The organism is Rhizobium sp. 01N424 (assembly GCF_056399485.1).
The window spans coordinates 1-11,720 of the sequence record NZ_JBFTRK010000029.1 but is presented as its reverse complement, the minus strand read 5'-3'; the positions used below and the strand labels follow the sequence as shown (position 1 = coordinate 11,720).

10 protein-coding genes are annotated in these 11,720 nt (G+C 61.5%); all 10 read left to right on the top strand.

Annotation, left to right across the window (positions count from 1 at the left end; genetic code table 11):
• The first annotated feature begins 586 nt into the window (after positions 1–586).
• On the top strand, positions 587–925 hold the full coding sequence (locus tag AC1DNK_RS29755) for a hypothetical protein (protein WP_112390939.1): 339 nt from the start codon (positions 587–589) through the stop codon (positions 923–925).
• Positions 926–1,064: 139 nt separating this feature from the next.
• Positions 1,065–1,271: a hypothetical protein gene (locus tag AC1DNK_RS29750; RefSeq protein ID WP_112390942.1), complete on the top strand. Its 207-nt coding sequence runs from the start codon at positions 1,065–1,067 to the stop codon at positions 1,269–1,271.
• A gap of 175 nt (positions 1,272–1,446) precedes the next feature.
• Positions 1,447–2,253 carry a pseudouridine synthase gene (locus AC1DNK_RS29745; protein WP_112390938.1) on the top strand — a complete coding sequence of 269 codons (807 nt, stop codon included), beginning with the start codon at positions 1,447–1,449 and terminating at the stop codon, positions 2,251–2,253.
• Positions 2,254–2,267: 14 nt separating this feature from the next.
• Positions 2,268–2,954 carry a phosphoribosyltransferase gene (locus AC1DNK_RS29740; RefSeq protein ID WP_477944819.1) on the top strand — a complete coding sequence of 229 codons (687 nt, stop codon included), beginning with the start codon at positions 2,268–2,270 and terminating at the stop codon, positions 2,952–2,954.
• Positions 2,955–3,069: 115 nt separating this feature from the next.
• Positions 3,070–4,815 (top strand): SLC13 family permease, encoded by a 1,746-nt coding sequence (locus AC1DNK_RS29735; protein WP_477944817.1) that lies wholly within the window; start codon positions 3,070–3,072, stop codon positions 4,813–4,815.
• 75 nt (positions 4,816–4,890) lie between these two features.
• Positions 4,891–5,832: a phosphoribosylaminoimidazolesuccinocarboxamide synthase gene (locus AC1DNK_RS29730; RefSeq protein ID WP_477944816.1), complete on the top strand. Its 942-nt coding sequence runs from the start codon at positions 4,891–4,893 to the stop codon at positions 5,830–5,832.
• Positions 5,833–5,928: 96 nt separating this feature from the next.
• Positions 5,929–6,531: a TetR family transcriptional regulator gene (locus tag AC1DNK_RS29725; protein ID WP_310297508.1), complete on the top strand. Its 603-nt coding sequence runs from the start codon at positions 5,929–5,931 to the stop codon at positions 6,529–6,531.
• Positions 6,532–6,686: 155 nt separating this feature from the next.
• Positions 6,687–7,907, top strand: coding sequence for an efflux RND transporter periplasmic adaptor subunit (locus AC1DNK_RS29720; RefSeq protein WP_477944813.1), 1,221 nt, complete (start codon positions 6,687–6,689; stop codon positions 7,905–7,907).
• Positions 7,908–7,953: 46 nt separating this feature from the next.
• Positions 7,954–11,061, top strand: a complete 3,108-nt coding sequence (locus AC1DNK_RS29715) for an efflux RND transporter permease subunit (protein ID WP_112390934.1) — start codon at positions 7,954–7,956, stop codon at positions 11,059–11,061.
• Positions 11,062–11,217: 156 nt separating this feature from the next.
• Positions 11,218–11,720 (top strand): TolC family protein (locus AC1DNK_RS29710; protein WP_477944811.1); only part of this gene is annotated, 503 nt, incomplete at its 3' end.

Genomic DNA, 11,720 nt, shown 5'->3' with positions numbered 1-11,720 from the left:
TAACTTCTCTTGATAAACGTGACCGCCAAAGTCTCTTTCCAAGATCAGGCATCGCTGCCCGATCCGCGAACTCCGCCGCCCACGTTTCTCTTTCTTCTCATCTTCAATTGTCAAATAACAGACCAGATAACCCGGTCAAAACTTCCCGCCCCAAACCCGAAAGCCTGGGAATAAATCAGCCTCAAAGGCCAACCTTCAAGAAATCCTAGAGCGAAAGACTTCGTCGCCTGCAGCGCCGCCGCCCTCGTTCAGTGACGCGGCTTATACGGCCATCAACGCTGAGCAGTCAACACACCCAAACAAAGTTTTTTGACATTTTTGTAACAGATTGATTTGAAAAGAGGATTCTCGTGTGAATTATTCACAGCCTCGCCCTTTGTAGCGCTCTCCGGCCGGAAATCTTTATCAACCGGTCAAAAAATCGCTTTCCGCCCCTCCGGAAACCGCAAAAAGCCTGCGGAAACAGCCTGATCCTCACCGATATAATTCACGGAATGCTAAAGAACCGGCTTCGCAACGCCGCCATCGGCGCGGAACCTAATCCGTCCTGCGGTGTTCTCTCACCATTGCAGGAAAGGAGACCATTATGGCAGCCAATACCGATGACATCCGTTCGTCCGTCAGCAAGGACATTGCTTCCCTCCAGCAGGAAGTGTCACGTTTGCAGAAGATGATATCCGCCCAAGGCGCCGAAGCCTATTATGAAGTCCGCGACCGCGCCGGCAAGGCGTATGACGACGCGCTTCCCAAGGCCAAGAATGCGGTCGCGCAGATTCGTGCCGAAGGCGTCGCCGCAGCAGGTGCGGCCCGCGAGCACCCGGCAGCCACCACCACGGCGCTGGCGCTTGTCGGCGCGCTCGGCTTTCTCGCCGGCTATCTCTTGAGCGGCCAGCAACAGCCGCCGCAGCGCAACTGGTGGCGCTGATACCGCGACGCACAATAACTATGACTTTTTACGGACCTTGGTGATCTTAAATTCGCCAAGGTCCGTAAATACTTATGTCTCATAAAAACCTATTTTTAATGCCAGATATTCAAGCATAATAAGGAGGGAGGAAATGATCATGGAAAACAGGAAGACGAACTGCATCGTCGAGGTCAGCGTCAACAGCGCAAACGGCCGTCGCGCGATCGGCATCATGAACATGCAGCAGGCTCTCGACCTGCCTGAAATGGCAAGCCTGTCCTATACGCATCCCGACCCTGTGAAGGCTGCGGCCGGCATTACCATCAGCCGTCAGGAACTCGCTGGTTTCCTGGCCTATCATTGACCGGCACGGCGACGCTCAGACTGCCTTTTTAGACGGCGCTCTTCGCGCCGCTGGTTTTTGACGTCCGCTCTTATACCGCAATCCCTGAAATTCTCTGGATTTTGACCGCCCATGCTGGCGCCCGTTTGCCGTTCATGCCAAAAACCTTCGCCATGAATGGAAGAAGGACAGCGCGTTGAAGGAACGGCGCCCACCGCAGAAACTGCGTGACCGCGCCCGGCCCGGCCCCGATGCCAGCGGCAAGCGGGTCACCCTGCCCCGCGCCCTGTCGAAGCTCGGATTTTGTTCCCGCACCCAGGCGGAGCGTCTGATTGCCGACGGGCGGGTGCTCGTCGACGGGCGCAAGATCACCGATGCCAGCGCCTGGGTCGATCTCTCGACCGCCAAGATATCGGTCGACGGCACGGCGATCGCCGCCGAAGACAAGATCTACCTGATGCTGAACAAGCCGCGCGGCCTGGTGACCACCCGCCACGATCCTGAGGGGCGGCCGACCGTTTACGACTGCCTGAAGGATTTCGACGCCCCGCATCTCTCGCCGGTCGGCCGTCTCGACAAGGCCAGCGAAGGCCTGCTGCTATTCACCAACGACACCAAATTCGCCCAGACGCTTCTCGACCCGATCACCCACGTGACCAAGACCTATCATGTGCAGGTCGGCAGGATCATGGATGGCGAACTTCTGGCGGAGATGACCTACGGCGTGCGCCATGACGGCGAATTGCTGAAGGCGACCTCGGCAACGTTGCTGCGCAGCGGCGATCGCAACTCCTGGATCGAGGTCGAACTCGACGAGGGCCGTAACCGCCAGATCCGCCGCATGCTGGAGGCGCTCGATACGGAATGCCTGCGGCTCGTGCGCGTGGCGATTGGCGGACTTGAGCTCGGTGAATTGCCGAAGGGCGCCGTCCGGGCATTGACCGAGACCGAGCTTCGCGATCTGCGCCGCCGCACCGGCATGGAAAAGACAAGACGGGATTAAACCGCAGCATGACCATGGCCCCCCACGACTTCTGGCAGGAGATCCACGCCCCCGGCAGCTTCGAAGCATCCGGCACTTTCACTGATTTCTATGTTGCCGGGCTCGAGGACGGCCGCCAGCTTCGTCTGCCGATCCGCATGCTTTCGGACGGTGAGCACGCGCTGGCATCGCTGATCGTCAATCAGGCGAGCTTTACCGTTCTGGATACGCTGGCCGCGGCGCTGGTAGCAAAGCTTGCAGCCTTCGAACCCGACGTGATCGCCGGCCTGCCGACGCTTGGCCTGACGTTTGCGGCAGCCGTCGCCCAGAAGCTCGGCCATGCGCGTTATGTGCCGCTCGGCACCTCCCGCAAATTCTGGTATCGCGATGAGCTGTCCGTCGAGCTCTCGTCGATCACCACGCCCGGCCAGCAGAAGCGTCTCTATATAGACCCGCGCATGCTGCCTTTGCTCGAAGGCCGCCGTGTCGCCTTGATCGACGATGTCATATCGAGCGGCGCCTCGATCGTCTCAGGCTTGAACCTGCTTAGCGCCTGCGGCATCGAGCCGGTGGTGATCGGCGCGGCGATGCTGCAATCGGATCGCTGGCGAGGAAGGCTGGCAGCATCGGGACCGCATTGGCCGGCCCGGACGGTCGGCGTGTTTTCGACGCCGATATTGGAAAAGACAGCCGATGGCCGCTGGCGCGTTCCGGCGCTCTGATTACCGCCGCCAACGCGGCCGGTCCTGAGGATTATGCGATCTTTCTCCCGCCTCTCTCTATACAGCCGCGCCCGGACCGCTACATTCGGCTGACGGTTGCAACGCGAGCCTGCCCATGAATGTCGAGCAAGCCTCTCTGCTGGTCCTCCTCGCCGCGATGCTCGTTCTGTTTTCCCTTGACCGTTTCCGCATCGAAGTCGTGGCGATCGGCGGATTGCTGGCCGGATTTCTTCTGAAGCTCTACCCGGCCGAGGCGGTGTTTACCGGCTTCGCAAGCCCCGTCGTCATCACCGTCGTCGAAATCCTGCTGATCGTTCAGGTTCTGGCGCAGGCGAAATTCTTCGACGGGCTGGCCCAGCGCTTTCAATCGGCCGGCTGGCCGAATGCCGCCGTCATCGCCGCACTTGCCGGGATCACCGGCTTCATCTCGATCTTCATGAACAATATCGGCGCCTTCGCCATCATGCTGCCCGCAACCCTGCGGGCCGGGACGGTGCTGCAAATCCCGAGACGCCAGCTGGTCATCCCGATTTCCTTCGCCGCACTGCTTGGTGGCCTGGTGTCGCTGATCGGCACGCCGGCCAATCTGCTCGTCAGCGATACCCTGGCAAAGGCAACGGGAACGGGATTCCGTTTCTTCGATTTCGCCTATGCAGGCCTGCCGGTGGCAATCGCCGGGATCCTGCTCGTCTCCGCCCTCGCCGTCCGTCTGTTTCCGGAAACCGAAGGCGACGTCTCGGCGCCGCCGCCCGCGACCCGCCGCATCGTCGCAGAGCGAGAAATCCCGGTCACCTCGCCGCTCGCCGGCACACGGCTGGCCGATTGCTCCGAACGTTTCGGGTTGCAACCGCATGCTTTGATCCGCGGCGGCACTTTCGTCTTCGGCAGCCTGACGCAATCAGTGATCACTGCGGGAGACATACTGCTTGCCGAAGGCGCTGATGCCGTCTTTTCGGATCTGGAGGCAGAGGGAGCCCTTGCCGCACCCACCCATCCGAACGGGCTGCAGACCGATTTCGCGCGCATCGAGGCCGTCGTGATGCCCGAAAGCACGCTGATCGGCTCGCGCATCCGCTCGCTCGACGTCTTCCGCAATCGGGGCGTTTCGGTATCGGCGCTATCGATGCGTTCGCCACGCATCGAAGGCCGCTTCGAGGATCTGCAGCTGTCGATCGGCGATATCCTGGTTCTGGAAGGCACGCGGGATGCGATCGCCGAGGCGCTCGAGGAATGCGAATGCTTGCCGCTGGCGACGCAACCGGCAACAAGCAGCGTCAAGGGATCGTGGCGCCCTTTCGCGATCTTCGCCGCCGGTGTCGCACTCTCGGCCTTCGGTCTGCTGCGGCCCGAGATCGCCTTCGCCGCCGTCGTCTTCGTGCTCGCCGTGACCCGCTTTCTCAACATCCGCCAGGCAATGGCCGATATCAATTGGCCGATCGTCATTATGCTGGCCGCCATGATCCCGATCGGCTCGGCGGTGGCGACGACCGGCACCGCCGAAGTGCTGGCACACTGGCTGAGCCTCGCCGTGCCGATCTCCATGCCGCTTGCCGGCATCGCGCTGCTGCTGTTCATCGCCATGGCGCTGACGCCCTTCGTCAACAATGCCACGGTCGCGATCGTGCTCAGCCCTATCGCGCTGGAATTCGCCGCCGCCGCCCATCATCCACCGGCAGCCTATCTGATCGTCGTGGCCGCCGGGGCCTCGCTGGATTTCTTGACGCCCTTCGGCCATCACAACAATACGCTGGCGATGAGCATCGGCGGCTACCGGGTTTCGGACTTCCTGCGCGCCGGTGGCCCTCTCGCGCTGCTCGGCTATATAATGACGGTGCTGATCGTCGCGGCCGTCTGGCTTTGACCGCCATTTGCTTGACATCGCCCGCAATGAAACTAGAGCAGGGATGAACCCCTCCGACAAAGGAATGCTGAGCCCGTGCGAATCCTATCCGAAGCCCATTTCCCCGAACTGCCGAACTACTACCGCGGCAAGGTGCGCGAGAATTACGATCTTCCGGATGGCAGCCGCATCATCATCAGCACCGACCGTCTCAGCGCCTTCGACCGCATCCTCACCTGCATTCCCTACAAGGGCCAGGTGCTGACGCAGACCGCCCGCTACTGGTTCGAGGCAACCAAGGACATCTGCCCGAACCACGTGATCGCCTATCCCGATCCGAATGTCGTCGTCGGCAAGCGTCTTGACATCCTGCCGGTCGAAGTCGTGGTGCGCGGCTATCTGGCCGGAACGACCGGCACGTCGATCCTCACTCTTTATAAGAAGGGCGAGCGCGAGATGTATGGCATCACCCTTCCCGACGGCATGCGCGACAACCAGATCCTGCCGGAACCGATCATCACGCCGACCAGCAAGGAATTCGATGGCGGCCACGACGCGCCGCTGACGCCCGCCGAAATCACCGAAGGACTGCTGACGCAGGAGCAATGGGACACGCTGTCGAGATACGCGCTGGCACTCTTTGCCCGCGGTCAGGAAATGGCGGCCAAGCGTGGCCTGATCCTCGTCGATACCAAATACGAGTTCGGCACCGACGCCGAAGGCAACATCATTCTCGCCGACGAGATCCATACGCCCGATAGCAGCCGCTACTGGCTGGCCGATAGCTATCAGGCCGCATTCGAAAGCGGCGGCCGCCCGACCAGCTTCGACAAGGACTTCGTCCGCGCCTGGGTCGCCGACCGTTGCGACCCCTACAAGGATGCGATCCCGGAAATCCCCGCCGATCTGATCGAGCAGACCTCGGCCGTCTATATCAAGGCCTATGAGGCGATCACCGGAAAGACCTTCGTCCCCGATGACAGCGGCGAAACGCCCCTCGCCCGTGTGCGCACCAACCTCGCGCCCTATTTCGCCTGAGCGCCTGAAGCCGGCCTGCAGAGATGCTTGCAGGCCGGGCTTCGATCGCGCTAGCATTGAATGAAAGCGAGCCGGCAAAGACCGGCAGGGGGCTGAATGGCACGCAGGCCGCGACGAAAGGCCGAAGAGACACGCGCCGACATCCTGTCGATGGCGGAGATGCTGTTTCGTGAACGGGGCTATGTCGCCGTCTCGATCGCCGATATCGCGACCGCCCTCGGCATGTCGCCTGCCAATGTCTTCAAGCATTTCCATTCCAAGACGGCGCTGGTCGATGCCATCGCCGAAATCCATCTCGGAGCGATGGCCGACCGCTTCGGTTCCGTCGACGGCGAGATGCTGCCCAAGGAGCGGCTGCAGCGCTTCGTGCTCCGCCTGCTTGACAGCCATCTGCAGGATATCAAGGACAACCCCTATATCTTCGAGATGGTTCTGACGACCATCGAAGCCAAGTTCGAGGCGGGTAACCGCTACCGGGAGCGGATCGAACAGCGGCTCCAGCAGATCATTCAGGACGGTGTCGCCTCCGGCGCCTACCGCTGCGCCGACCCGCATCGCGCCGCAATCACCGTCGCCGACGTCCTGGCCTGCGTCCTTCATCCGGTGCTGATCGCACGCGATGACAAGGAAACGCTTGTTCACAAAGCACACGATATCGTTTGTTTTGTTGATACCGCACTGCAAAATAGCGCTTGCTAAGTGACGATTCCTGACATACGTCACTTCGGAAAGCTTTTCTTAAATTCGGATTGATGGCATTTGAATCCGGATCAACCAGCCTTTTAATATGTCGCTTGTTGCCGGCCGGAAGGCTGGTCCGGTCTGTGAATGCCCTCTGCATCAAGGAATTCAGAATGATACGGCGTGCCCTCCTCATCACCTCGGCTCTGGCAATTGGCGGACTGCTCGCAGCCTGCAGCGATAGCGGCAACAAGCAGGGAGCCGCCGGCGCTGGCGCGGCAGGGGCTGCCCAGCAGGCTTCGCCCGTCGGCGTTGTGGCACTCACCAAGGCGAATTACCCGGTGACGACGATCCTGCCTGGCCGTGCCGAAGCCTTCCAGACCGCCGATATCCGCCCGCAGGTCAGCGGCATCATCCGCGAAATCGCCTTCCGCGAAGGCGGCGAAGTCAAGAAGGGCGACCTTCTCTACCAGATCGACGACGCGCCCTATATCGCCACGGTCGAGCAGGCTACGGCGGCGATTGCCAAGGCGGAAGCCAGCGTTCCGAGCGCCCAGAGCAATCTCGACCGCTACCAGCGCCTCGTCGGCAGCGGTGCGACACAGATCGAATATGAAACCGCCAAGACGACGCTGCTCCAGGCCCAGGCCGAAGTCGCCTCCGCCAAGGCCTCGCTGGCCTCGGCGCAGATCGATCTCGACCACACCAAGATCGTCGCTCCCTTCGATGGCGTCATCGACCAGACCGCCTACAATGTCGGCAACGTCGTCGCCGCCAACCAGACGACGGCGCTGACGACGGTTCGCCAGCTCGACCCGATCTACATCTCGCTAACGGAATCGAGCACCAATCTTCTGAAGCTCCGCGATGCGATCGCCTCCGGTGAAGTGAAGGGTGAAGGCGCCAACGTCGCCTTCCGCGTCATCCTGGAGAATGGCAAGGAGTACAATGAGAAGGGCAAGCTCGATATGTCGAAGCAGATCGTCAGCGAGACGACCGGCACCTTCATCATCCGCGTGCTCTTCCCGAACCCCGACCGCGTCATTCTGCCCGGCATGTATGTCCGCGCCACCGTCGAGCTCGGCTCGGAAAACGGCTATGCGCTGCCCCAGCTCGCAACCAGCCGCGATGCCAATGGCCGCCTGACGGCGCAATTCGTCTCGGCCGACGGCAAGGTCGAAAGCCGCGTCTTCGAAGACGCGACGCCCTCCAACAACGCGTGGCTCGTCACACAGGGCATCAAGGACGGCGACCAGCTGATCGTCAGCGGTCTGCAATCCATTACGCCAGGCATGCCGGTGAAGCCGGTTCCCATGAGAATCAATGAAAACGGTGTGGTCGTGGCTGCTGAGCAGCCTGCGGCCGGTGACGCTCAGAAGCCCGCCGCGAAGTAAGTCGCGACGCTTTTCACAGTGATCCAAGCCGCACAGGAATAAACTGATGGCCAAGTTCTTCATCCGACGCCCGATCTTTGCGTGGGTCATCGCGATCACCATCATGCTCGCGGGCCTGCTCGGCATCTATACGCTGTCGATTTCGCAATACCCTGACATCGCCCCGACAACGGTGCGCATCAACGCCACCTATCGCGGCGCTAGCGCAGAAACCGTCGAGAAATCGGTGACGACGATCATCGAAAAAGGCATGACCGGCCTCGACGACCTCACCTACATGACCTCGACCTCGTCGACCGGCTCGGCCAGCATCTCGCTGACCTTCGGCAACAGCGTCGATGCCGACATCGCCCAGGTGCAGGTGCAGAACAAGCTGCAGCTCGTCCAGTCGCAGCTGCCGGGAGACGTCATCGACGCCGGCATCAGCGTCACGCGCTCTACCTCGAGCATCCTGCTCGTCGGCTCGCTGGTTTCGACCGATGGCAAGCGCTCCTCCGTCGATCTCGGCAACATCGTTTCGAACTCGATCGAAGATCAGGTGCAGCGCCTCGAAGGCGTCGGCAGCATCAATATCTTCGGTTCCGGCTACGCCATGCGCGTCTGGCTGGATCCTTACAAACTGCAGAAGTTCCAGCTGACGCCAAGCGATGTGACCTCGGCCATCGAGGCGCAGAACACGCAGGTTTCCGTCGGCTCGCTCGGCGCTCAGCCGACCACCGAAGGCCAGCAGCTGAACGTCACGATCACCGCCCAGAGCCAGCTGACGACCGTCGCCGACTTCGAGCACATCATCCTGAAGGTCGAGAAGGACGGGTCGACGGTACGCCTCAGCGACGTCGCCCGCATCGAGATCGGCCAGGAAAGCTACGGCGGCTCGTCCCGCTACAATGGCCAGCCTTCGACCGGCTTCGCGGTCAACCTGGCGATCGGCGCCAACGCCATCGACACCGCCGCCCGCGTCCGTGAATCGCTCGAAAGCATCAGTGGCTCGCTGCCCGAAGGCGTCGAAATCACCTATCCCTACGACACGACGCCCTTCGTCGAGCTGTCGATCGAAAAGGTCGTCCACACCCTGATCGAAGCGATCGTGCTTGTCTTCGTCGTGCTACTGATCTTCCTGCAGAACCTGCGCGCCACGCTGATCCCGACGATCGCCGTGCCCGTCGTTCTGCTCGGAACCTTCGGCATCCTTGCGGCGACAGGCTATTCGATCAATACGCTGACGATGTTCGCGATGGTTCTGGCGATCGGTCTGCTCGTCGACGACGCCATCGTCGTCGTCGAGAACGTCGAGCGCATCATGTCTGAAGAGAAGCTCTCGCCGCTCGAAGCGACCGAGAAATCGATGGGTGAAATCACCGGTGCCATCATCGGTATCGCGCTCGTTCTGACCGCCGTCTTCATTCCGATGGCCTTCTTCGGCGGCTCGACCGGCATCATCTACCGGCAGTTCTCGATCACCATCGTCTCGGCGATGTTGCTGTCTGCCCTCGTTGCCATCGTGCTGACGCCGGCGCTTTGCGCCACGATGCTGAAGCCGGTCAACGAGCACAAAAAGAACCGCGTCGGCGACTGGTTCAACCGCAACTTCACCCGTTCCACCAACGGCTACGTCCGCACCATCGGCTACCTGCTGAAGCGGCCGGTCCGCGTCATGCTGTTGTTCCTGATCGTCGGCGGCGGATGTGCCTATCTGTTCACGAAACTGCCGAGCTCGTTCCTGCCGCAGGAAGACCAGGGCGTATTGCTGACAATCGTCACCACGCCGCCAGGCTCCACCTCGCAGCAGACCCAGGCCGTCGTCGAGAAGGTCGAGAAATATTACCGCGAGAACGAGAAGGACGCCGTCGATTCGGTCTTCGGCGCTCTCGGCTTCGGTTTCAACGGTTCGGGCCAGAACAGCGCGATCGTCTTTACCAAGCTCAAGGACTTCTCGCTGCGCACCGACGAGAACCTGCATGCGCAGGCCGTCGTCAACCGCGCGCTTAAGAACTTCTTTACCATCCGCGAGGCGCAGGTCTTCGCGCTGCTGCCGCCGGCCATCCAAGGCCTCGGCGTATCCAGCGGCTTCTCCATGTATCTCGTCGATACCGGCGGCCATGGCACCCAGGCACTCGATGCGGCATCAAAGCGGCTGATCCAGATGGGCAACAGCAGCGGCAAGATCGTCGCGCTGCGCAGCAACAACAAGGAAGTCGAACCGCAGATGAAGATCATCATCGATCAGGAAAAGATCGGTGCAATGGGCGTCGACATCGCCTCGGTCAATTCGATGCTGTCGATCATCTTCACCGGCCGCGACGTCAACGACTTCACGCTGAACGGCGAGATCAAGCCCGTCTACGTGCAGGGCGACGCCCCTTTCCGAATGCAGCCAAGCGATCTCGATCACTGGTATGCCCGCAACACGGCTGGCGAAATGGTGCCCTTCTCCGCCTTCACCACGACGGAATGGGCAAAGGGCGCCCCTTCGCTTGCCCGCTTCAATGCGGTCAGCGCCATCCCGCTCGACGGCGCCTCGGCGCCGGGCGTCAGCTCGGGTGACGCGATGAACGAGATGGAAGCGCTGACGGCGCAACTCGGGGGCGGCTATACCGTTGCCTGGCAGGGCATTTCCTATCAGGAGCGGCTCTCCGGCTCGCAGGCGCCGATTCTCTACGCGATCTCGATTCTCGTCGTCTTCCTGTGCCTTGCAGCGCTTTACGAAAGCTGGTCAATCCCGTTCTCGGTGATCATGGCCGTACCGGTCGGCGTGCTCGGCGCGCTTGCCGCGGCAACGCTCTTCGGCCAGGCCAACGACGTCTACTTCAAGGTCGGCCTTCTGACGACGATAGGACTGGCGGCGAAGAATGCGATTCTCATCGTCGAGTTCGCCAAGGACCGCATGGAGACGGGGATGAGTCTTCTGGAGGCGACTCTCGAAGCGGCAAGGCTGCGTCTGCGCCCGATCATCATGACCTCGCTCGCCTTCATCCTCGGCGTCGTGCCGCTGGCGATCGCGACCGGTGCCGGCTCGGCGGCCCAGAATGCCATCGGTGTCGGCGTTCTCGGCGGCATGCTGGCGGCGACCGCGCTCGGTATCTTCTTCGTTCCGTCCTTCTTTGTGGTCATTCGCCGGGTCTTCTCGCGGCGCAAAAATGAGGCGGGAGTGTGATAAAAATACACTGCCAGAATGACTGACTCATTGCTACATTGCCGCGGAACTGCTTCGGCATGGTGTATCTCGTTGGCACGGAGCGCGGCCGATTGCGAAGCATGATGCTTCGGACAAGAAATTTAGAACTTGGTCGAGTTACAGGAAGAACATTGCATGGTATCTCTTCGTTATGCCACACCGGCATTGATGCTTTTGTTGGCCGGCTGCGTGAGCGGTCCGGATCATGTCCCCCCGGAGATGCCGCTTCCCGCGAAGTTCGGTGAAGGCGGGGTCAAGAGCAATGGTGATGTTGCGACCGCCCAGTGGTGGACGGCCTATCGCGATCAGCGGCTGAATTCGCTGGTGGCCCAGGGCATCGGCCAGAACCTCGACGTGCTGCAGGCGCTGGAGCGCATCAACGCTGCCGAAGCTCAGGTAACGGTCGCCGGTGCCGGCGCCCTGCCGAGCCTCGTCGTCGGTGCTTCCCATACCGTCAGCGGCCAGATGGGCAACCTTCGCACCCGCTCCGGCGCCACCAACACCACCGCCGGTGAAGCCAATGTCTCCTGGCTGCTCGATCTGTTCGGCGAATACCGCCGTTCGAAGGAAAGCGCGCTGGCCTCGCTGGATTCGGCCTATGCCACCGCCGATGTCGCCAAGCTCACCTTCCTCCAGGA

Bases quoted from the DNA above. Each gene is read 5' to 3' on its own strand.
- AC1DNK_RS29755 (WP_112390939.1), top strand. From the start codon at position 587: ATGGCAGCCAATACCGATGACATCCGTTCGTCCGTCAGCAAGGACATT.
- AC1DNK_RS29750 (WP_112390942.1), top strand. From the start codon at position 1,065: ATGGAAAACAGGAAGACGAACTGCATCGTCGAGGTCAGCGTCAACAGC.
- AC1DNK_RS29740 (WP_477944819.1), top strand. From the start codon at position 2,268: ATGGCCCCCCACGACTTCTGGCAGGAGATCCACGCCCCCGGCAGCTTC.
- AC1DNK_RS29735 (WP_477944817.1), top strand. From the start codon at position 3,070: ATGAATGTCGAGCAAGCCTCTCTGCTGGTCCTCCTCGCCGCGATGCTC.
- AC1DNK_RS29725 (WP_310297508.1), top strand. From the start codon at position 5,929: ATGGCACGCAGGCCGCGACGAAAGGCCGAAGAGACACGCGCCGACATC.
- AC1DNK_RS29720 (WP_477944813.1), top strand. From the start codon at position 6,687: ATGATACGGCGTGCCCTCCTCATCACCTCGGCTCTGGCAATTGGCGGA.
- AC1DNK_RS29715 (WP_112390934.1), top strand. From the start codon at position 7,954: ATGGCCAAGTTCTTCATCCGACGCCCGATCTTTGCGTGGGTCATCGCG.